Here is a 24,673-nt window from a genome sequence, read left to right as displayed (position 1 = left end):
TTATGCTCAAATGGTAATCCCAATTTTGTCTGCGCTATTATGCGCATGCTGTTTCTCAGCGTCCATACAGAGCGCGATGGTACTTTCGTTGAGTTTGCTATGTGCCGACCTGCTTGAGCGTTCTAGTCAGCTGAAATAGCTGAGAATGATGGCCTGAATGATCAGAACACCGAACCAGTGGCTACAGTCGATGAGGGTCAATAACCAAGGAGCGCCTTGAAAACGGTGATTGACGATCTGGCTGGTGAGGATGAAACCGCTCCAGATCATGAATGCAGAAATGAGGCCTGCCGTTAATCCTCCGCCGAGATGGTAGATCAAGCCGGCCAGAACGAAGCTCATGAAGAGTTGGCACAGGAAAGCGATTGCCATGGTCAGAGGGGTTGGTTTGGTCAGTTCCGGAGTGAGCTTTACTGAATTAATCCAGGCTTTGCCGAGGGCGCCATACCAGACAGCGCCGAATATGAATGACCCCACCGCAGCCAGCAGAACGCCTAAAAGGTTGATGCCATCAAACATCATGTAAAGTGTCTCCCCTTCATAAGCCTCGGCCCCAGTTGGTAAAGGATGCGCGTAGTCTCGTCAAAGCCCTCCTTTTTCAATGATGAACTCTACGATTTCAGTCAGGCCCTCCCCCGCTTTTGTGTTGGCGAAGACAAAGGGCCGATCCTTGCGCATTTTCCTGGCATCCCGGTCCATGACATTCAGGTCAGCGCCAACGTGGGGTGCAAGATCGGTTTTGTTGATGACAAGAAGATCCGACCGGGTAATGCCGGGACCGCCCTTGCGCGGAATTTCTTCGCCAGCGGCAACGTCGATGACATAGATCGTCAGATCAGCCAGTTCCGGTGAAAACGTGGCGGCCAGATTGTCGCCGCCGGATTCAATTAATATGAGATCGAGATCGGGGAAGGCCTGATTGAGGTCCGCGACTGCAGCCAGATTGATCGAGGCGTCCTCCCGGATGGCGGTATGGGGACATCCGCCGGTTTCTACGCCACGGATCCGCGCGCTGGGCAGAGCCTGTGAGCGCATCAGCGCTTCTGCATCTTCGCTGGTGTAAATGTCGTTCGTGATGACAGCGAGAGAATATTGCTCGCGCATGGCCTTGCACAGACGATCAGTCAGGGTGGTCTTGCCGGAGCCGACCGGGCCGCCGATGCCGACGCGCAATGGGCCGTTTGGGGAATTCATGAGCGGAATAACCTCGAATATTTGGTTTCATGGGCCATGGAGGCAATGTCGGTCAGAAACGTGCTGGTGCCCAGATCCGTGAGGTCTGCGACCAGGGCTTGTTTGGTGACATCTTCAATTGCGGGTTCCAGCTTTGCCAGTGTCCGTTGGCCATCACTTTGACCGAGTGGCACGGCGCGAACGGCGACGGAGATAATGTTGGCCGCAAAGGCGTGCAGCAGACCTGTCAGGGTTGCCTCAACCGGAATGCTCCAGGCCGCAGCCGTTAGTCCCACAGCAATTGGATAGGGCCAGCTTTTTGGCGTGTCCGGTGACGTTGGGTCTGTGAGCTTTGCAAAGAGTGTCCCCTTTGGGGTGTTGCATTCCGGGGTCCAGGCTTTTGTCACTGCATCGATGAAGGCGGTGCCTTGCGCGCTGGTTTCAAGATAGCGTTCTTTGGAGGGCTGTAGAGTAAGCCCAAGATCAATCAGCTCTCGAACAGCGGTCTCATTGCAGGCTTGCACAGCAAGCATGGTTTCCTTGACGAGAATGGCATCGCTGCACCCTGCGCCGTAGCGCAACACGTCTTCGAGCCATGCGAGAAGGCTTGCCGCATCTGACACGTCGCCGTCTTCGATCACCTGCTCCAGCCCATGACTGTAGGTATAGGCACCAATTGGGAAGGCTGGCGACAGGAAGGTAAGCAGTCGATACAGAGCGGCAGACGACACTATATCAGTGGTCATGAGAGTGTCCATCATGATGACTGTGCTGATGGCTTTGTTCGCCGTTGCCATGATCGTGCCCATGCGTTTGGCCATGGCCATAGGCTCCGCCTTCCGGATCGAATGGGGCCTGCAGGATAGTCAGCTTGCCGCCAAGACGGATGACCAGATCTTCGATGACGTGATCGCGGCGGATGCGCAGAGTGGTCCCCATCAATTGGGTCGGAAGATGACGGTTGCCCAGGTGCCAGGCGATCTTCACAAGATGCCCCATGTTATCGGCCTCGATTTCGGCCAACTCTTCTGGTGCTGCGATCACTTCAATGATGCTGCCGTCTTCCAGCTTCAAGCCGTCGCCATGACGCAAATGAATGGCTGCGGGCTGGTCCAGCAGAAAGGCAAGTCCCCCTTCCCCTGTCATTGCAGCACGGCGGCGATGGCGATCTTCCCGATCGAGTGTGATCTGGTCCGTTGGCGGGCCATCCCATGTGCCCGCTGGCAAGATTTCGGAAACGCGGATCATGAAGGCGTCTTCATCTTTTCCAATAGAGACTGGTAGGCAGGGCGTTCACGCAGACGCTGAAAATAGTCAGCAATTGTGCCTGTCTCGGGCAAATCGAACTTGGCGGATGTGGCCCAGCCGGAGCAATGGCCAATAATGATATCTGCAATAGTGAATGTATTGCCCATGACATAAGGCTTGTTGCCAAGACGCTCTTCCAGCGTTTTCAGTGCTTTTGCAAATTCAATCTTGCAGACGTTCTTGACGGCCGGAACCCTAATGTCCTCTGGGTGAACGAATGTGTTCTTGGCTGCCGTCCAAAGTGCTCCTTCCAGTTCATCAACTGCGAACTGTGTGAAGCTGTCTTGTCGGGCGCGCTCAATTGAACCTGCAGGGAAGGTGAGATTCCCATGTTTGTCCGCCAAATAGGTGCAGATTGCGATGGAGTCCGTGAGAATGTCGTCCCCGTCAATTAGAACCGGGATTTTGCCCGTGGAGTTGTTGGCCCGAACGATGTCTGTTTGCGGAAAAGCTGGATCAAGCGTGTAGTCTTCCCCAAGCTCTTCCAAAACCCATATTACACGTAGTGCCCGCGACTGCGGCGTACCAATGACTTTGTACATGGTCTGTTTCTTCCCCGGTCAATTGTTTTAGCATTCTGTTTGTAAAGGTGTTTTCCTCGAAAGCTAAAACAAGAAGTAGCGCTGGGCCATGGGGAGCACGTCGGCTGGTTCACAGGTCAGCAGTTCGCCATTGGCACGTACTTCGTAGGTCTCCGGATGGACTTCGATTTCCGGTGTGGCATCGTTGAAGATCATGGATTTCTTGGAGATGCCACCACGTACATTCTTGACCGGCAAAACCAGACTGTCGAGCTCGGCGCTTTCCTTGACCCCGTGATCATAAGCTGCCTTGGATACGAAGGTGACGCGGCTTTGGGTCATGGCCTTGCCAAATGATCCGAACATGGGTCGGTAATGAACCGGCTGCGGTGTCGGGATCGAGGCATTCGGATCACCCATTGGGGCTGTGGCAATGGTACCGAGTTTGATCACCATGTCCGGTTTGACGCCGAAGAACTTCGGATCCCAAAGCACCAGATCGGCGAGCTTTCCGACTTCAACAGAACCAATGTGTTCATCAAGGCCGTGTGCAATGGCCGGATTGATGGTGAATTTGGAAATGTAGCGTTTGACCCGGAAATTGTCGTTTTCGCCGGTTTCTTCGACCAGACGACCGCGCTGGAGTTTCATTTTATGGGCCGTCTGCATGGTGCGGATGATGACTTCACCGACACGGCCCATGGCCTGGCTGTCTGACGCTATGATCGAGAAAGCACCCATGTCATGGAGAATGTCTTCTGCAGCGATGGTTTCCTTACGGATTCTGCTTTCGGCGAAGGCAACATCTTCCGGAATTGAATTGTCCAAATGGTGGCAAACCATGAGCATGTCGAGGTGCTCATCTATAGTGTTTGTCGTATAAGGCCGCGTCGGGTTGGTTGATGACGGAATGACGTTGGTTTCGCCACAAACCTTGATGATATCCGGAGCATGTCCACCGCCAGCACCTTCTGTATGGAAGGCATGGATCGTACGGTTTTTGAAGGCCGCTGTGGTGTTTTCGACAAACCCGCTCTCATTCAGGGTGTCGGTATGGATCATCACCTGAACGTCGTATTCATCGGCAACGGACAGGCATGTGTCGATGGTCGCGGGCGTGGTGCCCCAGTCTTCGTGCAGCTTGAGGGCGCATGCCCCAGCGATGATCTGTTCTTCAAGAGCGGCGGGAAGCGAGGCGTTGCCCTTGCCCGCAAAGGCGAGGTTCATCGGGAAACTGTCAGCAGCCTGCAACATGCGGGTGATGTGCCACGGACCGGGTGTGCAGGTGGTTGCGTTTGTTCCTGTTGCAGGACCGGTGCCGCCGCCCAGCATGGTCGTCACGCCGGAGGTCAAGGCGTCTTCGATCTGTTGCGGGCAAATGAAGTGGATATGGACATCCAAGGCCCCTGCAGTGAGAATTCTGCCCTCTCCTGCGATTACCTCAGTGCCTGGTCCGACAATGATGTTTACGCCTGGCTGGACATCCGGATTACCAGCTTTTCCGATGGCGGCTATTCGGCCGTCCTTAAGGCCTATGTCGGCCTTGACGATACCGGAGTGGTCGACAATCAGGGCGTTGGTGATGACTGTGTCAACAGCCCCGGCGGAGCGTGGGTGTTGGGATTGTCCCATGCCGTCGCGAATGACCTTGCCGCCGCCGAATTTGACCTCCTCGCCATAGGTGGTGAAGTCCTTTTCGACTTCGATGATGAGGTCCGTGTCTGCTAGCCGCAAACGGTCGCCGGTGGTCGGGCCGAACATGTCTGCATAGGCGGCGCGGGGCATTTTATACGGCATTTAAAACCTCCTAGTCGCAGCGAGGGCCTTGAGCCCCGCGCGGATCGTCAGTTGCCCAGGCCTTGGGCGATTTCATTGAGAGCGTCGGTGCGTTGTTTGGTCAGAGTGGTGCGGCAACCGAGAACCAGCATGGATTCCATCGATCCACCGCGGGCCATGAAGCCATAGCTGTCGCAGGCCTTGTCGCGGAACGGAATCCATGCGCGCTGGGCGTCACGCAGGGCATCGGCTGCGCCTTTCATATCAGCGTCCAGATAGCTGTCGGTTTGTTTCATGCTTGTCATGGCCGCCTTATAGGCGACGTTTAGCTCGGCATCGGCCTGCTTCCAGGATTCTCCAGCACAATAGGTCAGTTCCATCTGAGTGAGCGGATAGCCGCAGTCGATGTTATCTTGAGCTTTTGCGAAGACTCCTGATCCGATCAGAGCCAATAGGGCTAATAGGACGTGCCACTGTTTCATGATGCCCTCCCCGAGCCGTGATGGATAAACCTAGAGCTTGCCCATGACTTTCTGGTTGAAGCCGTAAACTGTCCGATCGCCGCGGTAAGGCACCAGTTGGACAGCACGGCTTTGACCTGGCTCGAACCGAACCGCTGTGCCGGCAGGAATATCGAGGCGCATGCCGTGGGCCGCTTCCCGTTCAAAGGACAAGCCTTCGTTGGTTTCAGCAAAATGGTAGTGGCTTCCAACCTGTATCGGCCGGTCGCCGGTGTTGGAAACGTCCAAGGTGATCGCTTCAAGATCGGCATTCAGCTCAATGTGGCCCTCTGCGGGAAAAAGCTCTCCAGGGATCATTTGCCACCTTCCTTGCGACGGCGAACCCAGGCGAGTGTGCCGCCGAGAGAGATGCCAAGCGCAAAAATGATTAGCATTTCAACGGTGAAGTAACTTGATGCGTCCGTATGCGGGTGGGCATGGTCCTGAAGGCTTGTGTGCGCCAGGGCTGAACTTGCTGAGACAGCGAAGGCGGATAGACCGAGAATGACTTTATTCATGAAAACCTCCTTTGAAAATTACCGGATTGGTTCGTGAACCGTGACGAGTTTGGTGCCATCGGGGAATGTTGCTTCGACCTGCACGTCGTGGATCATTTCCGGAATACCGTCCATGACTTGTGAGCGGGTGATGATTTTCGCCCCAGCTGCCATGAGGTCGGCAACCGTACGGCCGTCCCGGGCACCTTCGACGACAAAATCGGTAATCAAAGCAACGGCCTCTGGGTGATTCAGTTTGACGCCCCGTTCAAGGCGACGGCGGGCGACCATGGCGGCGGTGGCAATCAGAAGCTTGTCTTTTTCGCGTGGTGTGAGATTCAAAAGGACCTCCCTTTGGTGATTTGAGGCATTTAGCAGTGCCAGACGCGTGGCAGCGGTGCTGAACGATACGTTTCGAGAAATATCATCAATGCGTCGCGCAAGGCCCGGCCATCTGTTGCGACGAAACGGGCAACCAATACCCCATTCCAGGAGCTGGCCGCTGCGCGAACGTTGGTTCCATGGGTGAAAGGTTCAAGAGCCTGGCGGGCCAACTCGAGCCTATTGTCTGCATCAGCCGCGCATTCAACCAGAGTGGCAAATGCCAGACCTCCGCCGGTTGTTGCGGTTCCCTTCAGAATGTCTTTTGTGTCGCCTTCCAGTCGAACATCATCGGCGAAGATGAGTTTTCCGTTTCGACGAATGCGCCAGCTGTCCCGGAAAGATACAGTGTCGATGGTCTCGCCCATAGCCGTACGTCCTAAAACCACGGATTCCAACGCCATATAACGGGCCGTTTCGTCAAGGTCGACCGTCATGGAGCGATGCAAGGCAGATGCGTTGAACAGGATGGTTTCTTGCGGCAACCACTCAAGTGTGGCTCCCTCGCCTGCGGATAGGGTTACAGCAATCTTTCCGATGCCTCCGGACCGTCGGTAGGCGCGCTCAGCAGCCTGACTGGTCACGATTGCGTGTCCGTTGCTGGCAACGCGGGCGTCGTATTTGTAGATGTCTCCGCCTGTTATTCCGCCTGCGGTGTTGATCAGAACGGCGACGGGAATCCCGTCATAAACAATCGGAAGACGGAACTTTGCGGATCCGCATTGGTAGAGGTCGTCAAGCCGTGTCTTGGAGCCATCATGTTTGAAGGTTACGCAAGCTTCTCCTAGCGCGCGTTGCATGGGCGCTGCTTCGGCTTGAGAAGTTTGAGTAACTGCAGCGTCAAACATGTATTAAAGGCCTGGCGTTGTTCATTTTTTGCTACCCCGGATTCGGGATGTGGACTTGGCTGTCTGGTGGCCAAAGGTCTATTGGCCAGTACGAAACGATTTTATATTTGATCGTACGGTTTGCCGAGGCAAGGCCAGATCATGTTATAATGCAATCCGAAGGCCATTCTTGGCTTGGATGGCGCATGTCTGTTGGATGGCAGTATGCCCAGTAAATGCGCCTGGTTCGACCTTGCATTATCCAGGGTATTTTGAGTGCAAACGAAAACTTCTGATCAATAAATATGCACCTGCTTAATTGACGTGCTTTCCCTATCGTAATCAACATCTATGGAATCTTTTGCAAAGCTGACGGGGGATCGGTTATGTATTGATTTCCTGGCCCTGGATTTTAGGCGGGAAATAGCGAGGACATTGAGTTCGTGAGTATGTTTGGTCGCCTAGTGTGCCGTTTTAGTGTTTTGTCTTGCGTGTTCGTAAGTCTGGTCGTTGGTAGCCCTGCGTCCGCAGAAATCGGGGCTTATGTCGTCGTCGATGCAAGAACGGGTTCAGTGCTGGATGAAAAAAATGCCACCCGGAAGTGGTATCCTGCGTCTTTGACCAAAATGATGACCGCCTATGTTACCTTCAAGGCTATTCGCGAAGGACGGGCGTCGCTGACGTCTGCAGTTGTTCAGTCTGAGAATTCGATCTCTGAACCGCCGAGCAAGATGGGCTTTAAAGTTGGAACCCAGCTGACGGTTGATGCGGCATTGAAGATAATTTTGATCAAATCTGCGAACGATGTTGCGGTTGCGCTTGGGGAGGCGATTGCGGGTTCGGAAGCTGGTTTTATTGCCATGATGAACGCGGAAGCGCAGCGTCTTGGCATGCGCGACACGGTGTTCGTCAATCCGCACGGGCTTCCTGACAATCGGCAGGTTACGACTGCGCGAGATATGGCGATTCTAGCCCTTGCGCTGCGGTCCGACTATCCAGAGGCACGGACCTACTACAAGCATCCTGGTATCAAGTTCGGTAAGAAAACTCTGCGGTCTGCCAATCGTGAGTTCCTGATGAGGGTGCCCGGTGCTGACGGCATGAAGACCGGCTATATTTGTAATTCTGGTTATAATGTAGCCTCTTCTGTAACCCGGAAAGGTCGTACGATCATTGTGGTTGTTCTTGGCGCTGCGTCCGGACTTGAGCGTCTCGCTTTTGCTCGGAATGCGCTGGACAAGGCCTTTAAGACGCGTTCGGGTAGAACAAATCTCGTGTCGCTGAGAGGCTTTGGCGGTAATCCGCCTGCCGACGGATATTGCAAGCGGAATCCCAAGCCGGGCGTTGATGGCATCATGGCACTCTACGACATGCAGAATGGCAAAAGTCGTGTGTTGGCGTATGCCAAGGAGCCGAAACAGGGTGGGATCATCATGCCGGGCCGAGAGGTTGTTGCAGAGCCTCAGACCGTGGCCGGTGGTTCGGTCAAACGTGCCAACGGCAAGGTTGACTGGGCGAAGGTGATGGACCGGACCATCGGTCCACGCCGCATTGCCTATGCGCCAATCACCGTGACCACAGGTGTGCCCAATGGATCAAGGCCGCCTCCTGCTGCGGCCAATGTTGCTCCTGCTCCGATCGTGGCGAATGACGTCCCGCTGCCCAACAAGAAGCCAATGCGTTTAGCTGGGTCTCAAGTGACGGCTCCAACGAATGCGTCTGAATCTTCCGTTGGGGCATCAGTTATTAAATCAGGGCCAACCAATGAGGCCGCCCCTGGGTCTCTGTTCAGAAAGGGGCTGGGGTTCTCCATTCCCGTTCCTGAACCCAGGGCGCGTCCTGTGCAATAAAATGACGCGACGAACTCAAGTGGTTTTAAAAGTTTATTAACTGTAAATCCCGACAATACACAGACAGCGGTCACCTCTGCCGAGGCATTTTGTGCCTTGGCATGAACAGGTTTGCCCGACTGCTTGAAACCGCGGGTCACAAGGCTGAAACGCCGCCGCTTTATCGGGAGTTGTCCTTTATGATGGTGGAACCGAAAAGCTCCGCGACTATTCTTGCGTTGGCTGAACTTGCTGATCTTTCAGCCAAACAGCTTGAGGATGGAAATTCCATTGAGAAGGTCATCGAGAACCTTCGTGCCGCAGCTTTGGCTGTTCGCTCCGTTATTCCGGCCGAGGAAGATAATCTGGATGCCGAGATCGAAGCGGCTGATGAGGCTGGGAACGAGGGTGAGATGCAGAGCGATCTTTCGGCCTGATGACTTGATTGGGATCACGTTTTGACTTCTGCAGTCGCTTGACGGTTGAGGCTGTCTTAATTGACTGCACTGGATTTTTTTCGCCTGCCGTTTTAGGTCAAGGACACGCTGACGATTGACGTCGGTTGTTGATCGCAGGTGCTGGCATGACCGAAACAAAAATTACCCCTTCGACATCTCCAGATGTGAGCGCGCCTCCCAAGCGCGGGCCGAAGCCACCTATTCCGCTGTCTGTGATCACCGGATTTCTTGGCTCAGGCAAGACGACGCTGCTTAACCGGATTTTGAAAGACCCGACCATGGCTGACACGGCGGTCATCATCAACGAATTTGGCGAGATCGGGCTGGATCATCTGTTGGTCGATCAGGCAAGCGATGGCGTTCTTGAGCTGTCGTCCGGGTGCTTGTGCTGCACCATTCGCGGCGATCTGGTGATAACGCTGGAAGATCTGTTGCGACGGGTCGACAATGGCCGAATGGACAGATTGGCCCGTGTCGTGATCGAAACGACCGGACTGGCGGATCCCGCGCCGATCCTGCACACGATCATGCTGCACCCCTATCTGGTGATGCGCTATCGGCTGGATAGTGTCGTGACGCTGGTCGACAGTTTCAATGGACTGGACACAATCAACACCCACGAAGAAGCCCGCAGACAGATTGCCGTTGCCGATCGCCTGGTTCTGACCAAAACAGATCTGCTTGATGCTTCTGAAGGTGAGGCAGGGCCATCTGCTTTGACCGCCAGGCTTCTGGAGTTGAACCCCGGTGCCCTTCGGCTAGATGCTCAGGCTGGCGAGGCAGAGCCGGATCATTTGTTCAATGCAGGGCTTTATGATCCCAAGTCCAAAATTCCAGACGTGGCAAAATGGTTGAATGCAGAAGCTTACGACGATCCGCATGAAGGTCACGGGCAGCACTCTCATTCTCACGACCACGACCACGACCACGACCACGACCACGACCACGACCATGGGCATGGGCACGCTCATGATGTGAATCGGCACGACGATAAAATTAGAGCGTTCACACTCTCCACTGATCGTCCAATTCCTGCATCAGCACTGGAGATGTTTCTGGATCTTCTGCGCTCGGCACATGGTCCGAAGCTGCTCAGGGTCAAAGGTATCGTGCAGATCGCCGAGGATCCAGACCGTCCGGTGGTCATCCATGGAGTGCAGCATGTATTCCATCCACCTGCGACACTTGAAGCCTGGCCAGACGATGACCACCGCACCCGCATGGTGTTCATTACCTATGATTTGCCCGAAGGGTTTGTGAGGCGGATGTTCGAGGCCTTCTCAGGCGCGTTGCTGCCGGATACGCCGGACCCGAAAGTCATGACGGACAATCCACTGGCGATCTCCGGCTTCACGAGCCCCTCGCGTGGGTGATCCAGGCGATTAATCGCTAGATTTGGGCTTGGTCCGCTGACGGATCAGGCCTTCTTGCGCAGTTGAAGCAACAAGTATGCCTTCGCGGGTGTACAGCGAGCCGCGGTTCATGCCGCGCGATCCTGAGGCAGAAGGCGTGTCTTCGGCATAGAGAAGCCATTCATCGGCCTTAAATGGCCTATGAAACCACATGGCATGATCGAGGCTGGCGGCCTGAATGTCTGCGCTGAAAACAGATTTTCCATGCGGAAACAGAGACGTATCCAAAAGGGTCATGTCGGATGCATAAGCCAGAACGCACTGATGGATGCGGGGATCATCTGGCAACGGGCTGTTTGCCCGAACCCAAACATGCTGAGTTGGCGGCAAAGGCTTGTCGGAGACGTAATGGGTCAGATCCACCGGCCTGAACTCAATGGGCCGCTGCCTTTCCCAATATTTACGGACGCTTTCTGGCGCGAATTTCAGGAATTTTTCACTCAGTTCCTGTTCATCTGGAAGATCTTCGGGCATTGGAACATCAGGCATGTCGATCTGATGCTCCAGTCCGACTTCAAGTACATGAAATGAGGCAGACATGGAGAAGATTGCTTTGCCATGCTGGATGGCGACAACGCGTCGGGTGGTAAAGCTGCCACCGTCCCGGATACGATCCACTTCGTAGATAATTGGAACGGTGGGGTCGCCGGGCCGCATGAAGTACCCATGTAAGGAGTGAACCTGACGATCTTCAACCACGGTTCGTGACGCAGCGACAAGGGCCTGCCCGATGACTTGCCCGCCGAAAACCCGCTGCCAACCGACCTGTGGGCTGCGACCACGAAACAGGTTGTGTTCGAGCGGTTCTAGGTCAAGAATTTGAAGAAGGTTGTCAACGGCTGTGTTCATCGACGCGATCCCTGTTAAATAGGTCGTGGTTTGAATTGATTGGCCCATCCGGGGACATGATCCCAGGACAACCGGGTGCAGACTTGGACGTGACTTGATGTTTAAGTCAAGTTGCCCAAAGGGAATGGGTGCTTTCAAAGCCCAGGAGAAGATGATGGCCAAGGCCACTGAAGCTGGTTCTGTATTTGACGTCGCTATTGCCGGTGGCGGTTACGTTGGATTGAGCTTGGCGCTTGCCCTAAAAAAGGGTGATGCCTTAATGAAAGTTGTGGTGATTGATCCCAAGCCGATGGAAATCCTGGGCAAGGATCCTCGCGCATCCGCTATTGCCGCAGCAGCAGGCTTGATGCTGGAACAACTTGGCGTCTGGTCGCAGATCAAGGACCAGGCCCAGCCCATCAATGAGATGATTGTCACTGATAGCAAGCTGCGCGATGTGGTGCGGCCTGTGTTTTTGACATTTGGCGGTGAGACACCTGATGGTGAGCCCTTCGCCCATATGATGCCCAATGGGGCCATGCTTCCGGCTCTCTATGAAGCAGCTAGGGATCTTGGTGTCGAGTTTGCCGCTCCTGACAGCGCCTCGACATTTCGTTCCACACCGGATCAGGTCAGGGTCGAGCTTGCCAGCGGTAAGGCGATCACGACCAAGCTTTTGGTTGCAGCAGACGGTGTACGGTCGAAACTGCGTGATTTGGCGGGTATTCGTACCAATCACTGGGATTATGGCCAGTCGGGCATTGTCACGACGGTCAAGCATGAGCGGCCGCACAACGGACGCGCGGAAGAGCATTTTTTGCCTGCTGGACCGTTTGCCATCTTGCCGTTAACCGGCAACCGCTCGTCCCTTGTATGGACCGAGCGGACGGATGATGCCAAACGGCTGGTGGAGAGCGATGAATTCACCTTTGAACTGGAGTTGGAGCGCCGCTTTGGCCATCATCTTGGCAAACTCGAGCTGGATGGGGCTCGCAACGCCTATCCGCTCGGGCTGACACTGGCGCGTGATTTCATCAAGCCACGATTTGCGCTGGCCGGTGATGCGGCACACGGCATTCATCCGATTGCCGGTCAGGGTCTTAACATGGGTTTCAAGGATGCCGCTGCTTTGGCTGAGGTATTGGTTGAAGCACGCCGTTTGGGCCAGGATGTCGGATCCTTTGACGTTCTGGAGCGTTATCAGCGCTGGCGTCGTTTCGATGCTTTCCAGATGGGGGTCGTGACGGATGTGTTGAACCGGTTGTTCTCGAACGATAATGATATTTTGCGTGCTGCGCGGAGTTTCGGACTTGGCGTTGTCGACCGGATGCCCGGCCTGAAGTCCAAATTCATCAAGGAAGCAGCCGGCTTTGCCGGTCCTGCTCCAAAGCTGCTTTCTGGCGAACCGATTTAAAGGGCGAGATTCACCGCGCATGTTTGATGAGACGTTGATGTACACCACGCCCCGTTCTGTCTTGATGACGGGATGTTCGACGGGAATTGGACTGACGGCTGCTCATCTGATGCGCGGCCGTAACTGGCGCGTATTTCCGACAGCACGCAAGCAGGCGGATGTTGACCGATTGAGGCAAAATGGCTTTGAGGCGTTTTTGCTCGATTATGAAAAGCCGGAGACAATCAAAACAGCATTAGGCACGGTGCTCGAGCGGACAGAAGGCAAGCTGGACGCGCTGTTCAACAATGGGGCTTATGCAATTCCCGGTGCGCTGGAAGATATGCCGGTCGAAGGGTTGCAGACCCTGTTTCAGGCCAATTTTTTCGGCTGGCATGACCTCACTCGGCAGGTGATCCCGGTGATGAGGACCCAAAAATCTGGCCGTATTGTTCAATGCTCTTCGATCCTCGGCTTCATTGCGATGAAATACCGTGGGGCCTATACGTCGTCCAAATTTGCTCTTGAGGCCTATTCCGATACGCTTCGGCAGGAACTTGCTGGCACAGGCATCCAGGTTTCGTTGATTGAACCGGGACCGATCGCGACCGAGTTCACGCCAAATTCCCTCGCGAACTTTGATCAGTGGATTGGACCTGCAGGTCTGGAAAGCTCGGTTCATCGTACAACTTATGAAAAACGGCGCAGTCGGATGGAAAAGGGTGAGCCTGGTCCATTCAAACTACCGCCTGAAGCGGTTGTAAAACGTTTGATTCATGCTCTTGAGGCTCAAAAGCCCAAACCACGTTACTATGTGACTATCCCGACAACTGTGCTGGGTGTTGCAAAGCGGTTCTTGAGCACGCGGGTTCTGGACCGGGTATTGATCCGGGCAGCGGACTCTGAAGAATAGAATTCGGCTCGGTCATCAGATCGATGACGGCTTTGGAAATTATGTGGGCATCCGGATGCCTTGACCAACAGGACTTAAAAAATGGCTGAGTTTTGGAATGTGTTGATCCCAATAGGGATGGCGGCAGTTGTGATTGTGCTTCTTATGGGCATCTGGAACATGTTTCGTGGCGGTCCCGGCAACAAATCACAGATGTTGATGCGTTGGCGCGTTGGCCTTCAGTTCCTGGTCGTTGTGCTCGTTATGGGCGGATTGTATTTTTTTGGCCCTGGGCGCTGAGGCAAGCAAAATGGTCGTTCTGAATAAGATTTATACGAAGACGGGTGATGATGGCACAACAGCGCTGGGCTCCGGCGAGCGGCGTGTCAAAAGTGACCTACGAATTGAATCTTACGGCACAGTGGATGAAACCAATTCCGTGGTTGGGCTGGTACGCCTTCATACAGTAAAGGATGCTCCCGAGCTTGATGCTGTCTTAAGCCGTATCCAAAATGATCTGTTCGATCTTGGAGCTGATCTGGCGACACCGGATACGGGGGAGGATCTGGGCTATGAGCCGTTGCGGATCACTGATGGTCAAGTCACCTCTTTGGAAGACGCGATTGATACTTTCAACGCTGACCTTTCTCCACTGAGGTCATTTGTTTTACCTGGCGGGAGCCCGGCATCTGCGTATCTGCATCTTGCGCGAACAGTCTCGCGTAGGGCTGAACGGTTGATGGTTGAACTTGCTGCGCGCGAAAAGGTAACGCCTCCGGCCGTCCGTTATATGAACCGCTTGTCGGATTTCTTTTTCGTTGCTTCCCGCTTCCTGAATGCCAAGGGCGAGGGTGACGTGCTATGGGTTCCGGGCAAAAACCGCTGATCGTCTTGGCGGATCGCCGGAGTTTCTAGATGTTCATTCCCCTGCACGATCACAATGGTCTTGAACACGTCAAAAAACCTCTGGTGACCTGGGGTTTGATCATTGTGAATGCTCTGGCCTTTGTTCTGATGCAAAATGCCGGATTTGGCGATGCGGTGAACGCATCAGCATATTCCTATGGTCTGATTCCGACTGTTTTCTTCGATATGAAGGATCTGACATCTGATTTGCAGATGATTCCGGACGGAGCGACCATCATCACATATGCGTTCATGCATGGTAGTTTCATGCATTTGGGCGGGAACATGCTGTTTCTGTGGGTCTTCGGGGACAACGTCGAAGACGCGATGGGGCACGTTAGATTTTTGCTGTTCTATTTGCTTTGTGCTGCGGCTGGTGGACTTGCCTATATGGTCGCCAACTACGGATCCGATGTGCCTCTGGTGGGGGCTTCCGGGGCAGTTGCTGGAGTGGTCTCTGCCTATCTGATGCTTCATCCGAAGGTGAAAATTTGGGTTCTTGCGCTGGGCCGGATCCCTCTGCGTCTTTCGGCTCAATGGGTGCTTGGCGCCTGGGTGCTGTATCAGGTTTTCAATGCTCTGTTTTCGCAATCTGGCAATGTTGCATGGTCTGCTCATATCGGCGGGCTGCTTGCCGGGGCCGTTTTTGTTGTAGTCCTTCGCAGGCGCGGCGTGGGTCTTTTTGACCGAGGATTATAGATATTATTATTCCTGCTCGTCACGAGGTCATTCCGCCGATTTGGTAATTCGTTCAAGATACCCCGCGCCATCGTTGACAGCGGAAGGCGGTATCTTTACCGTCCCGCCGGACGCGCAAGAACTGGCAGAATACAGCCATTTTGGCTCCTCAGCCGTTTTGTCGGCAAAGCCAAATGGTGCGGCGCGGCATGTTTGTCGCCCAAGCGGAGGTTGAACCTTATGAAAATCCTTGTGCCCGTGAAACGGGTAATCGATTATAACGTCAAAGTACGTGTGAAGCCCGATGGCTCAGGCGTCGATCTGGCCAATGTCAAAATGTCGATGAACCCATTCGACGAAATCTCCGTCGAAGAGGCCCTTCGTCTAAGAGAAGCTGGCAAGGCGACTGAAGTGATCGTTGTGTCAGTTGGCCCGCAGCAGGCGACTGAAACTCTGCGTACAGGCCTTGCCATGGGCGCCGACCGCGGCATCCTGGTGAAGACAGACGCTTTGACGGAGCCTCTTGCAGTTGCCAAAATCCTCAAGGGCATCGTTGAAGCTGAAGAGCCGGGTCTTGTGATCCTTGGCAAACAAGCGATTGATGATGATTGCAATCAGACTGGTCAGATGCTGGCTGCGCTTCTGGGCTGGGCTCAGGGTACTTTTGCGTCCAAGGTCGATCTTGGTGAAAACACAGTTGATGTGACCCGTGAAGTTGATGGTGGCCTTCAGACAGTCAAGCTGAAGCTTCCGGCGATCATCACGACTGATTTGCGCCTCAATGAGCCGCGTTATGCTTCCTTGCCGAACATCATGAAGGCGAAAAAGAAGCCAATCGACGAAAAGACACCGGATGACTTTGGCGTCGATACCACACCGCGTTTGAGTGTTGTGTCCACAGCCGAGCCAGCCTCCCGTCAGGCAGGCGTCAAGGTTGGTTCCGTGGCCGAACTGGTTGATAAGTTGAAAAACGAGGCTGGCGTCCTTTAAGGACCCGTCGTAGGAGGAATTTATCCATGACGACACTTCTTGTGGCCGAACATGCCGGTGGCGCTCTCAATGATGCCACTGCCAAGGCCCTCACCGCTGCTGTTGCTCTCGGCTCGGATGTTCATGTGCTGGTTGCTGGCAAGGACGTAAAGTCCATTGCTGAATCTGCTGCAAAGCTTTCCGGCGTTTCCAAGGTGCTGGTTGCGGACAACGACGAGCTTGCTCATCATTTGGCAGAAACCATGTCTGCTCTGATTGTTGAGCTGGCGGCTGGCTATGATGCGATTGTTGCGCCTGCAACAGCCAACGGTAAAAACATACTGCCACGCGTGGCAGCTTTGCTTGATGTGATGCAGATATCAGATGTCACAGCTGTTATTGACGGCGAGACATTCGAACGCCCGATTTATGCAGGCAACGCCATTCAGACGGTTAAGTCCTCTGATGCCAAAAAGATCGTCACTGTACGGACTGCGACTTTTGCTGCGGCAGAAGAGGGCGGTTCAGCTGTTATCGAGGATGTTACCGTTCCAGCAGCGACCGGGCTTTCCGAGTTCGCAGGCGAAGCGCTGTCCAGTTCGGATCGGCCTGAACTGACGTCGGCAAAGATCATCATATCCGGTGGCCGTGCTCTGGGATCTGAAGAAAAGTTCCAGGAAGTTATCATGCCTGTGGCTGATGCTCTCGGCGCGGCTGTCGGCGCATCACGCGCAGCTGTTGATGCGGGCTATGCACCGAACGACTGGCAGGTTGGCCAGACCGGCAAGGTGGTTGCTCCGGATCTTTACATTGCCTGCGGCATTTCAGGTGCGATCCAGCATCTGGCTGGCATGAAGGATTCCAAAGTCATTGTGGCGATCAACAAGGATGAGGAAGCTCCGATATTCCAGGTTGCCGACTATGGTCTCGTTGCAGATTTGTTCGAAGTGCTGCCTGATCTAAAGGCTGCTGTTGAATAAGCCTGTCGACTAAATTGAATTAACTTCGGGGCGGAGAGTGTGTTTTTCGTCCCGAGGTGCTTGTCGGATCGCGTCAGACTTGCCAAGAATGGTTGAGCTAAGACGACCGCAGGGATCGTTACTCAAAGATCGGATTGTACGATGGTGGTCGAAATCAAGAAAATCGGTGTCATAGGCTCCGGTCAAATGGGCAGCGGAATTGCGCATGTATGCGCTTTGTCCGGCTTTGAAGTGATCTTGAGCGATCTCTCGCTGGATCGCATTGAATCAGGCCTTGCGTCGATCAATGGCAATCTCGCTCGGCAGGTTCAAAAGGGTCAGATCACGGAAGAACAGCGCTCTGAGGCGCTTAGCCGCCTTTCTGCGGGCGGGGACATAGACCTTCTGGCCGATGTTGATCTGGTGATTGAGTCCGCTGTTGAAAATGAGCAGGTCAAGAAGAAGATCTTTGCTCAGCTGTGCCCGATCCTGAAGCCAGAAGCGATGCTGGCGACCAATACATCCTCAATCTCCATCACGCGCCTTGCAGCGACGACAGATCGTCCGGAACGGTTCATCGGTATCCATTTTATGAATCCGGTGCCTATCATGGAACTGGTGGAGCTTGTTCGCGGCATTGCCACCGAGGATGAAACCTTCGAGGCTGCAAAAGGCTTCGTCAAGACAATCAACAAGACGGTTGCTGTCGCCGAAGATTTTCCGGCATTCATGGTCAACCGGATCTTGTTACCCATGATCAACGAGGCGATCTACACTCTTTACGAAGGTGTTGGCTCGGTTGAATCCATTGATACGGCCATGCGCCTGGGTGCGAACCACCCGATGGGACCTTTGCAGCTGGCTGATTTCATCGGCCTCGATACATGTCTTTCGATTATGCAGGTTCTTTATGAAGGCCTTGCTGATTCCAAATATCGCCCCTGCCCTCTTCTGGTCAAATATGTTGAAGCTGGCTGGCTTGGTCGCAAAACCCAGCGCGGATTTTACGATTATCGTGGCGATGAGCCCGTGCCGACCCGTTAGAGTTCTGGCGCAATGAACCTTGCTCGTTACTGCTTGACCAATGCTGCGGTGGATCACTCCGCCACGGCATTGGAAGTGGTGGGGGCTGGCGGGGTTCAGCTGGAGATCTGGTCCTATGGTGATCTTGAAGACATGGTTCTTCGAATTGCCGCTGGACTTGGTGCGTTGGGTCTAAAGCGTTTTGACCGTGTTTTGCTGAGGCTAGGTCATTCCAGTGATTTCCCGCTGTTTTACTTTGGAGCGATTGCTGGTGGCTACATTCCGGTTCCAACATCCGATCTTCTGACAGCCTCCGAGGCTGGCGCGATCCTTCAGGATAGCGGGGCGACGGCAGTTGTTCACGATGGTCAGACTGTTTTGCCTGAGGGCGCGGGGCTTCTGATCGGGCCCGATGATATTGCTCGCCTCAAAGCAGGCGCAGCGGGTTCCTACGCTGATACCCAAGCGGATGATCCAGCTTTTCTGATTTACACATCTGGAACCAGCGGAACACCGAAAGGCGTGTTGCATGCGCAGCGCGCTGCCAGTGGCCGTGCTCCCATGTATCAAGGCTGGTATGGGATTCGGAGTTCTGATCGTCTGTTGCATGCTGGAGCCTTCAATTGGACTTACACATTGGGCGTTGGCCTGATGGATCCTTGGGCCAATGGCGCAACCAGCATTGTTTATGATGGTCCTAGAGACCCTGATGTCTGGCCAGAGCTGATTGAACAATGCGATGCAACGCTGTTTGCGGCTGTACCAAGCCTTTATCGTCGTATTTTGAAGTATGGAGATGTGTCGCCAACGTCTTTTCCAGCCCTTCGCCATGGTTTGACCGCCGGAGAGGCTTTACCGGCTGATCTTCACCAATCATGGACCGAGCGTACCGGTCGTCCGCTTTATGAAGCTCTCGGGATGAGCGAGATTTCGACTTATCTCTCCAGTGGACCTGATGTTCCGACCCGTCCGGGATCTTCAGGCAAGCCACAGGTGGGTCGTCGGATTGCGATTCTGAGTGAGAGCGATGACGACGAGGCTTTTGCGCCGGTTGGCGAACCTGGGCTGCTTGCGATTCATGAGGGCGAGCCCGGTCTGATGATTGGCTATTGGAACCGCCCTGAGGAAACTGAAGCGGTATTTCGTGCTGGCTGGTTTCTCACCGGTGACCGCGCGCGTCAGGATAAAGACGGTTACTATTGGTATGAAGGCCGCTGTGATGATCTGATGAATGCGTTCGGCTACCGGGTTGCTCCAGAAGAAGTCGAGCGATGCCTTGCTGCGCATACTGAAGTTTCTGAAGTTGCAGTTACGGCAGTCGAGATGCGCCCTGGAGTCCGTCTGATCACGGCTTTTGTCGTGCCGGTTGATCCGGCATTTGGCGATGAGACAGCTCTGGCGGATTGGGCCGTTGTGCATCTGGCTGACTACAAACGTCCGAAAGCCTATCGGTTCGTAGATCAACTGCCGCGTACAGCTTCCGGCAAGATCATGCGTAAAGCGCTGCTTTGAATGCCACGTCAATCTTTTGTTAAGATTGTTTTAATTGCTGTCGTTTCAATATGTTTTTCAGGACAGGAGGTCTTCATGGATTCGGTTGGCATCGCAACAACTTTTGCAGCAACATCTCAGGCTCAGACCGGGATGGCACTTCAAAATGAAATGATGAAGATGGCAGCGGCTACTGAAGCCAGTGTAGTTGATCTTCTTGAATCCGGAGCTCAAAGCCTTCAGGCTGCAGGTTCAACCTCCAGCGCACCTCCTCCCGGTTTGGGCGGCAGCGTCGACGTTTCAGTCTGATCCTGCCCCAAGTGATTATTTTCCGGTAATTATAAAAATTATTCATTATCAGTGTCTTACACGGATTTTGCTATAATTTTATTTAAATATATACTTCATATGTTATTGCTTTGTTATTTCTAACTCTAAGTAAATAATTGCATTTACTGTTATTTACTTCTTTTCGGACCATATTGAGCATGAGCTTTTGGTTCAAGAAGTGGATACCAACATGCCTGAAGTTACAGGATACGGTTCTGCGCAGGCATTAAACCCTAGAGAGGGCTTTGCCAGCCCGGATCAAACAGTAGAAAAACTGAAGCAGGCTGACGTTAAGCAGGACAAGGCCGTGGCCGAGACTGTTCAAAGACAGGCAAATCTAAGCAGCAACCGGGCTGAAGTACTTGCCCGTCAGGCTGAACAAATAGAAGGCCGCGTGCAAACGCGAGAAGCCGAACAAGGTCTCGGCAACAGGCTTGACATCAGTATCTGATTTGCATCCAACCCCATCGCCACAGGAGAGCGCAGTATGTCAGAAATCTCAGGGGCCGCAGGAGCTGCCAGCAACGCCTATAGTGTGCGCAGTGAGCTGGCGACGAATGCCATCAAGGACTCTAATGCTCAGGAGCGTCAGGTTGTTGATCGACTGGAAGAATCTCAGGATATCACACAGCAAGACCGGCGTGAAACCCGCAAGATACCGGGTCTCGGCGATGCGGTGGACATTAGCGCCTGAGCTGGCGATGAGTTCGGTCGGATTGCCTACCCGGAGACTGACTTCAATGCAGCCTCAATAAGTTTTTTAGCCTCGCCGGATGCCCATTCTGCGGGGCCATACATCGTTCCGATTTCACACCCGTCCTGGCCGACCAAAATGGTCGTTGGCAAACCAGTGGCCCTTGCCTTTGAGCGCAGGTCCGTCATGAGCTTATTGGTGCCATCGTGATAGAGAGTTAGATTGTCGACGCCGATTTCAGCTAGAAATGCTTTCGGCTTGTCCAATCCGCCTCGATCCAGATTGACAGCAACAACTTCGAAGTCCTCGCTGCCCAGGTCAGCCTGCAGGTCATTTAGCGCAGGCATTTCCTTACGACATGGTGCGCACCATGTTGCCCATAGGTTCATCAGCACAGTCTTGCCTTTGAAATCCAACATAGTCGCTACAGTGCCGTCTGGATTCTTGAAGGTCAGTTCTGACAGTGGCAGCGGTTTTTGCGCTGGCAGGAACGCTGCGACCTCTCCGGTGGCGAATGGTTTGACGTTTTGGGCTGTTTTCAGCGCTTGCGTACAGCTAGTGGCACCGATTGAGTTGCCATTTGGGCTGACGATCACGTATACCGCCGCAAGAGCGGCCACTGCGCCGGCAATGCCTGCGACGAATAATTTGCGTTTTGGGCGTTGTCCGGTTTCGGTCGTGTTTGTCATTCTTCAAGACCTCGCAAGGGGCATCTCTTAGGGAACAGGGCATGAGCAATCGCATGTGGGGCGGTCGGTTCGCTGAAGGACCAGACGCAATCATGGAGGAAATCAACGCCTCTATCGATTACGATCGCAAGCTATATAGGCAGGATATCGCGGGTTCGAAAGCCCATGTTGCCATGTTGGCAGCTCAGGGCATTGTTTCACCTGACGATGCCGTGAAGATTGCTCAAGGTCTAGACACGATCTTGTTAGAGATCGAAAATGACGAGTTCAAGTTCTCCCGTGCGCTTGAAGACATTCATATGAACATCGAGGCGCGGCTTGCCGAATTGATCGGCCCGACTGCGGGGCGTTTGCATACGGGGCGTTCCCGCAATGACCAGGTGGCGACAGATTTCCGCCTCTGGGTACGCGATACGATGGACACGCTCGATGAGCAGTTGACGGACTTGATGCAGGCCTTGTCCGAAAAGGCAGAGCTCCATGCAGGCGACGTCATGCCCGGTTTCACGCATCTTCAGTCCGCTCAGCCGGTGACCTTCGGCCATCATCTGCTTGCCTATGTTGAGATGTTCTCCCGAGATCGCAGCCGTGTGCGCGATGCACGAAAACGGATGAATGAAAGCCCGCTGGGCTCTGCGGCTCTTGCCGGCACGTCTTTCCCGATTGATCGCAAGGCGACAGCCGAAGCGCTTGGCTTTGATCGTCCAATGGGAAATTCCCTGGATGGTGTTTCTGATCGTGACTTTGTCATTGAAGCCCTGTCTGCTGCATCGATCTGTTCCATGCATCTGTCGCGCTTGGCAGAGGAAATTGTCATTTGGTGCTCTGCGCAATTCGGCTTCATCAAGTTGTCGGACAAGTTCTCGACCGGTTCGTCGATCATGCCGCAGAAGAAAAATCCGGATGCAGCCGAACTTGTCAGAGCCAAGACAGGCCGTATCTATGGCTCTTTGCATGCGTTGCTAACGATGATGAAGGGTTTGCCGCTGGCCTATTCAAAGGACATGCAGGAAGACAAAGAGCAGGCCTTCGATGGGCTGGCGAGCATTTCCCTGGCTCTGGCGGCGATGACCGGCATGATCAAGGATCTGGAGCCTGTCACCAAGGTGATGAAGAAAGCAGCTGGGTCTGGCTATTCCACTGCTACCGATCTTGCTGACTGGCTGGTGCGCGTGCTTGGCTTGCCGTTCCGCGATGCTCATCATATCACTGGCCGGATTGTTGGTATTGCGGTCGACAAGGGCATCGAGCTGCATAAAGTGTCTCTTGATGAAATGCAGGCCGTCGAGCCGAAGATCACGCAAGAAGTCTTCTCGGTTCTTTCGGTCGATAAATCTGTCCGGTCGCGTACCAGTTATGGCGGTACTTCGCCGGTGAATGTTCGCAAGCAGGCGCGCCGCTGGTTGAAAGACCTGGCAAAGGACTAGTCCTCTTTTCTGAGCTTGGTGTGGTGCTGACGGTCTTGCTGTCGGCGTCTTGCCATGCGAGGAGAAGAGACACGTTATTGATCGGACAGGACAGGCTGGATCCATGGCACTGAAACGCGGCGTAAATTCTGTGATACTTTGCAGCTTGGCTGTTGTCTTGACGCTCGGCTTGTCTGCTTGTGGCAGAAGAGGAGCTTTAGAGCTTCCTGTGGCAAGTACACCGGCGGAAACCCCTGCTGTCGCGACACCGGTTCCGGTGGTTCCCTATTCCAGCGCCCCGGGCGCTGGTAGCGCGGTTCAAAGGCCGACGGAGCCCTCCAGATCAGGCTTTTTTCTTGACGCACTGATTTAATCAGGCTCACGTTTCGAGGTTTTTAATGCATCATTTTCATTACCGGAACGGCACCCTCTTTGCTGAGGATGTACCCGTTGAGGAAATTGCTGCGGAAGTCGGCACGCCGTTCTACTGCTATTCGACCGCAACTCTCGTGCGGCATTACAATGTGTTTTCCTCAGCTTTTGAAGGTTTGGATTCGCTTGTCGCCTTTGCGATGAAGGCAAATTCCAATCTGGCTGTTTTGAAAACGCTGGCCGATCTTGGTGCGGGCATGGATGTGGTGTCCGAAGGTGAGTTGCGCCGTGCGCGCGCCGCTGGCGTGCCGGGCGAGCGGATCCTGTTTTCAGGCGTCGGCAAGACTGAAGCCGAACAATCGTATGCGCTTGAACAGGACATTCTTTGCTTCAACGTTGAATCCCTGCCGGAACTGGCACAGCTTTCGCGGGTAGCTGGTGAAATGGGAAAGACCGCAAGTGTTTCCCTGCGTATCAACCCGGATGTTGATGCAAAAACCCATGCGAAGATTTCGACTGGTAAGGCCGAAAACAAGTTTGGCATTCCGTGGCAAGAGGTACGCATGGCCTATGCCGAGGCTGCCAGGCTTCAAAATATCAAGATCAGTGGCATCGATATGCATATCGGGTCGCAGATCACGCAATTGGATCCGTTTGATTCTGCCTTTTCCCGCCTGGGTGAGTTGATTGGGGACCTGCGGGCCGATGGTCATGTGATCAGCCACGTCGATTTGGGCGGCGGTCTTGGTATTCCCTATGCGGTTGATAACAATCCCCCCCCACAGCCGGATGCCTATGCGGAAGTGGTGAAGAAGCATGTCACCAAACTGGATTGCCGGGTTATTTTTGAGCCGGGCCGTCTGATTGCTGGCAATGCGGGAATCCTGGTCACCAAGGTCATCTATGTGAAAAAGGGTGCTGCGAAGGATTTTGTCATCGTTGATGCGGCGATGAATGATTTGATACGCCCGACGCTTTATGAAGCCCATCACGAAGTTGGTCCGGTTCGCGAGCCCGTTCCGGACGCGGTCCGAATCAGGGCTGATGTTGTCGGTCCGGTCTGTGAGACTGGGGATTATCTGGCGCAGAACCGTGATTTGCCGGACGTGGCTGCGGATGACCTGTTAGCTGTGTATTCTGCTGGTGCCTATGGAGCGACCCAGTCCAGCACGTACAATACACGACTGTTGATTCCCGAAGTTATGGTAAAGGATAGCGAATTCGCTGTTATTCGCCCTCGTCCAACCTATGACGAGCTGCTTAAACTGGACAAGATTCCGGCCTGGCTCAAATCCTCGTGAACGTAATTTCGCGATTTGGTTGTTTCGACAACTTGCCGTAACCCGTTATATGCCTCACTT

31 protein-coding genes are annotated in these 24,673 nt (G+C 54.0%); 18 read left to right on the top strand and 13 right to left on the bottom strand.

Annotated elements, in window-relative coordinates:
* Positions 1-126 precede the first annotated feature (126 nt).
* The 11 genes from V6575_RS12540 to V6575_RS12490 form a co-directional block, all read right to left on the bottom strand.
* The gene (locus V6575_RS12540) at positions 127-522 is read right to left on the bottom strand and encodes a DUF1761 domain-containing protein (protein ID WP_340274722.1); all 396 of its coding nucleotides are present in this window, start codon (positions 520-522) and stop codon (positions 127-129) included.
* 60 nt (positions 523-582) lie between these two features.
* On the bottom strand, positions 583-1,194 hold the full coding sequence (ureG, locus tag V6575_RS12535; protein WP_340274720.1) for an urease accessory protein UreG: 612 nt from the start codon (positions 1,192-1,194) through the stop codon (positions 583-585).
* Entirely contained in the window at positions 1,191-1,994 is an 804-nt protein-coding gene (locus V6575_RS12530; RefSeq protein WP_340274718.1) for an urease accessory protein UreF, read from the bottom strand. The genes ureG and V6575_RS12530 overlap by 4 nt, the downstream gene beginning before the upstream one ends.
* Positions 1,909-2,421 (bottom strand): urease accessory protein UreE, encoded by a 513-nt coding sequence (locus tag V6575_RS12525; RefSeq protein WP_340274716.1) that lies wholly within the window; start codon positions 2,419-2,421, stop codon positions 1,909-1,911. The genes V6575_RS12530 and V6575_RS12525 overlap by 86 nt, the downstream gene beginning before the upstream one ends.
* Positions 2,418-3,023, bottom strand: coding sequence for a glutathione S-transferase family protein (locus tag V6575_RS12520; RefSeq protein ID WP_340274713.1), 606 nt, complete (start codon positions 3,021-3,023; stop codon positions 2,418-2,420). Before V6575_RS12520 ends, V6575_RS12525 begins: the two co-directional genes overlap by 4 nt.
* A 63-nt stretch (positions 3,024-3,086) precedes the next feature.
* Positions 3,087-4,799 (bottom strand): urease subunit alpha, encoded by a 1,713-nt coding sequence (ureC, locus tag V6575_RS12515; protein ID WP_340274711.1) that lies wholly within the window; start codon positions 4,797-4,799, stop codon positions 3,087-3,089.
* A 47-nt stretch (positions 4,800-4,846) separates the two neighbouring features.
* Positions 4,847-5,260 (bottom strand): lysozyme inhibitor LprI family protein, encoded by a 414-nt coding sequence (locus V6575_RS12510; protein ID WP_340274709.1) that lies wholly within the window; start codon positions 5,258-5,260, stop codon positions 4,847-4,849.
* A 30-nt stretch (positions 5,261-5,290) separates the two neighbouring features.
* Positions 5,291-5,596 carry an urease subunit beta gene (locus V6575_RS12505; RefSeq protein WP_340274707.1) on the bottom strand — a complete coding sequence of 102 codons (306 nt, stop codon included), beginning with the start codon at positions 5,594-5,596 and terminating at the stop codon, positions 5,291-5,293.
* Positions 5,593-5,796 (bottom strand): hypothetical protein, encoded by a 204-nt coding sequence (locus V6575_RS12500; protein WP_340274705.1) that lies wholly within the window; start codon positions 5,794-5,796, stop codon positions 5,593-5,595. Before V6575_RS12500 ends, V6575_RS12505 begins: the two co-directional genes overlap by 4 nt.
* Positions 5,797-5,814: 18 nt before the next feature.
* Positions 5,815-6,117: an urease subunit gamma gene (locus V6575_RS12495; RefSeq protein WP_340274703.1), complete on the bottom strand. Its 303-nt coding sequence runs from the start codon at positions 6,115-6,117 to the stop codon at positions 5,815-5,817.
* 29 nt (positions 6,118-6,146) lie between these two features.
* Complete coding sequence (locus tag V6575_RS12490) at positions 6,147-7,004, bottom strand: urease accessory protein UreD (RefSeq protein ID WP_340274700.1); 858 nt, start codon at positions 7,002-7,004, stop codon at positions 6,147-6,149.
* A 428-nt stretch (positions 7,005-7,432) separates the two neighbouring features.
* Here V6575_RS12490 and V6575_RS12485 point away from each other — a divergent pair, with 428 nt between their 5' ends.
* The 3 genes from V6575_RS12485 to V6575_RS12475 all read left to right on the top strand — a co-directional run bounded on the left by V6575_RS12485 (position 7,433) and on the right by V6575_RS12475 (position 10,643).
* The gene (locus V6575_RS12485) at positions 7,433-8,833 is read left to right on the top strand and encodes a D-alanyl-D-alanine carboxypeptidase family protein (RefSeq protein ID WP_340274910.1); all 1,401 of its coding nucleotides are present in this window, start codon (positions 7,433-7,435) and stop codon (positions 8,831-8,833) included.
* A gap of 101 nt (positions 8,834-8,934) precedes the next feature.
* A complete protein-coding gene (locus V6575_RS12480; RefSeq protein WP_340274698.1) occupies positions 8,935-9,249 on the top strand; it encodes a hypothetical protein in 315 nt (104 codons plus the stop codon).
* 146 nt (positions 9,250-9,395) lie between these two features.
* Positions 9,396-10,643 carry a CobW family GTP-binding protein gene (locus tag V6575_RS12475; RefSeq protein ID WP_340274697.1) on the top strand — a complete coding sequence of 416 codons (1,248 nt, stop codon included), beginning with the start codon at positions 9,396-9,398 and terminating at the stop codon, positions 10,641-10,643.
* A gap of 9 nt (positions 10,644-10,652) precedes the next feature.
* On the opposite strand, the gene tesB is transcribed toward V6575_RS12475, so the two are convergent.
* On the bottom strand, positions 10,653-11,531 hold the full coding sequence (tesB, locus tag V6575_RS12470) for an acyl-CoA thioesterase II (RefSeq protein ID WP_340274695.1): 879 nt from the start codon (positions 11,529-11,531) through the stop codon (positions 10,653-10,655).
* Positions 11,532-11,682: 151 nt separating this feature from the next.
* On the opposite strand from tesB, the gene V6575_RS12465 reads away from it, so the two are divergent.
* The 12 genes from V6575_RS12465 to V6575_RS12410 all read left to right on the top strand — a co-directional run bounded on the left by V6575_RS12465 (position 11,683) and on the right by V6575_RS12410 (position 20,845).
* A complete protein-coding gene (locus V6575_RS12465; RefSeq protein ID WP_422785571.1) occupies positions 11,683-12,924 on the top strand; it encodes a ubiquinone biosynthesis hydroxylase in 1,242 nt (413 codons plus the stop codon).
* 37 nt (positions 12,925-12,961) lie between these two features.
* Complete coding sequence (locus V6575_RS12460; protein ID WP_340274692.1) at positions 12,962-13,816, top strand: SDR family oxidoreductase; 855 nt, start codon at positions 12,962-12,964, stop codon at positions 13,814-13,816.
* 81 nt (positions 13,817-13,897) lie between these two features.
* The gene (locus tag V6575_RS12455; protein ID WP_340274690.1) at positions 13,898-14,095 is read left to right on the top strand and encodes a twin transmembrane helix small protein; all 198 of its coding nucleotides are present in this window, start codon (positions 13,898-13,900) and stop codon (positions 14,093-14,095) included.
* Between the two features lie 10 nt (positions 14,096-14,105).
* Positions 14,106-14,681, top strand: a complete 576-nt coding sequence (locus V6575_RS12450; RefSeq protein WP_340274689.1) for a cob(I)yrinic acid a,c-diamide adenosyltransferase — start codon at positions 14,106-14,108, stop codon at positions 14,679-14,681.
* A gap of 29 nt (positions 14,682-14,710) precedes the next feature.
* A complete protein-coding gene (locus tag V6575_RS12445; protein WP_340274687.1) occupies positions 14,711-15,400 on the top strand; it encodes a rhomboid family intramembrane serine protease in 690 nt (229 codons plus the stop codon).
* Between the two features lie 219 nt (positions 15,401-15,619).
* Complete coding sequence (locus tag V6575_RS12440; RefSeq protein ID WP_340274686.1) at positions 15,620-16,369, top strand: electron transfer flavoprotein subunit beta/FixA family protein; 750 nt, start codon at positions 15,620-15,622, stop codon at positions 16,367-16,369.
* A gap of 26 nt (positions 16,370-16,395) precedes the next feature.
* Positions 16,396-17,328: an electron transfer flavoprotein subunit alpha/FixB family protein gene (locus V6575_RS12435; RefSeq protein ID WP_340274685.1), complete on the top strand. Its 933-nt coding sequence runs from the start codon at positions 16,396-16,398 to the stop codon at positions 17,326-17,328.
* 141 nt (positions 17,329-17,469) lie between these two features.
* Positions 17,470-18,351: a 3-hydroxybutyryl-CoA dehydrogenase gene (locus V6575_RS12430; RefSeq protein ID WP_340274684.1), complete on the top strand. Its 882-nt coding sequence runs from the start codon at positions 17,470-17,472 to the stop codon at positions 18,349-18,351.
* Between the two features lie 12 nt (positions 18,352-18,363).
* The gene (locus V6575_RS12425; RefSeq protein ID WP_340274683.1) at positions 18,364-19,842 is read left to right on the top strand and encodes a class I adenylate-forming enzyme family protein; all 1,479 of its coding nucleotides are present in this window, start codon (positions 18,364-18,366) and stop codon (positions 19,840-19,842) included.
* A gap of 75 nt (positions 19,843-19,917) precedes the next feature.
* Positions 19,918-20,130 (top strand): hypothetical protein, encoded by a 213-nt coding sequence (locus V6575_RS12420; RefSeq protein WP_340274682.1) that lies wholly within the window; start codon positions 19,918-19,920, stop codon positions 20,128-20,130.
* Between the two features lie 211 nt (positions 20,131-20,341).
* Complete coding sequence (locus V6575_RS12415; protein ID WP_340274680.1) at positions 20,342-20,602, top strand: hypothetical protein; 261 nt, start codon at positions 20,342-20,344, stop codon at positions 20,600-20,602.
* 36 nt (positions 20,603-20,638) lie between these two features.
* Positions 20,639-20,845, top strand: coding sequence for a hypothetical protein (locus V6575_RS12410; RefSeq protein WP_340274679.1), 207 nt, complete (start codon positions 20,639-20,641; stop codon positions 20,843-20,845).
* Positions 20,846-20,871: 26 nt separating this feature from the next.
* Here V6575_RS12410 and tlpA read toward each other — a convergent pair whose 3' ends face one another.
* On the bottom strand, positions 20,872-21,534 hold the full coding sequence (gene tlpA, locus V6575_RS12405) for a thiol:disulfide interchange protein TlpA (protein WP_340274678.1): 663 nt from the start codon (positions 21,532-21,534) through the stop codon (positions 20,872-20,874).
* 41 nt (positions 21,535-21,575) lie between these two features.
* Between tlpA and argH the strand changes: the two genes are divergently transcribed.
* The 3 genes from argH to lysA all read left to right on the top strand — a co-directional run bounded on the left by argH (position 21,576) and on the right by lysA (position 24,613).
* Positions 21,576-22,961: an argininosuccinate lyase gene (argH, locus tag V6575_RS12400; protein ID WP_340274677.1), complete on the top strand. Its 1,386-nt coding sequence runs from the start codon at positions 21,576-21,578 to the stop codon at positions 22,959-22,961.
* 103 nt (positions 22,962-23,064) lie between these two features.
* Positions 23,065-23,313 carry an LPS translocon maturation chaperone LptM gene (gene lptM, locus V6575_RS12395; protein WP_340274676.1) on the top strand — a complete coding sequence of 83 codons (249 nt, stop codon included), beginning with the start codon at positions 23,065-23,067 and terminating at the stop codon, positions 23,311-23,313.
* Positions 23,314-23,338: 25 nt separating this feature from the next.
* Positions 23,339-24,613: a diaminopimelate decarboxylase gene (lysA, locus tag V6575_RS12390; RefSeq protein WP_340274674.1), complete on the top strand. Its 1,275-nt coding sequence runs from the start codon at positions 23,339-23,341 to the stop codon at positions 24,611-24,613.
* Positions 24,614-24,673: the final 60 nt, after the last annotated feature.

The organism is Roseibium algae, from assembly GCF_037783265.1.
In the GTDB taxonomy this organism is placed as follows: Bacteria; Pseudomonadota; Alphaproteobacteria; order Rhizobiales; family Stappiaceae; genus Roseibium; species Roseibium algae.
The sequence above is the reverse complement of the archived record's forward strand: the minus strand, read 5'-3'. Positions and strand labels throughout refer to the sequence as shown.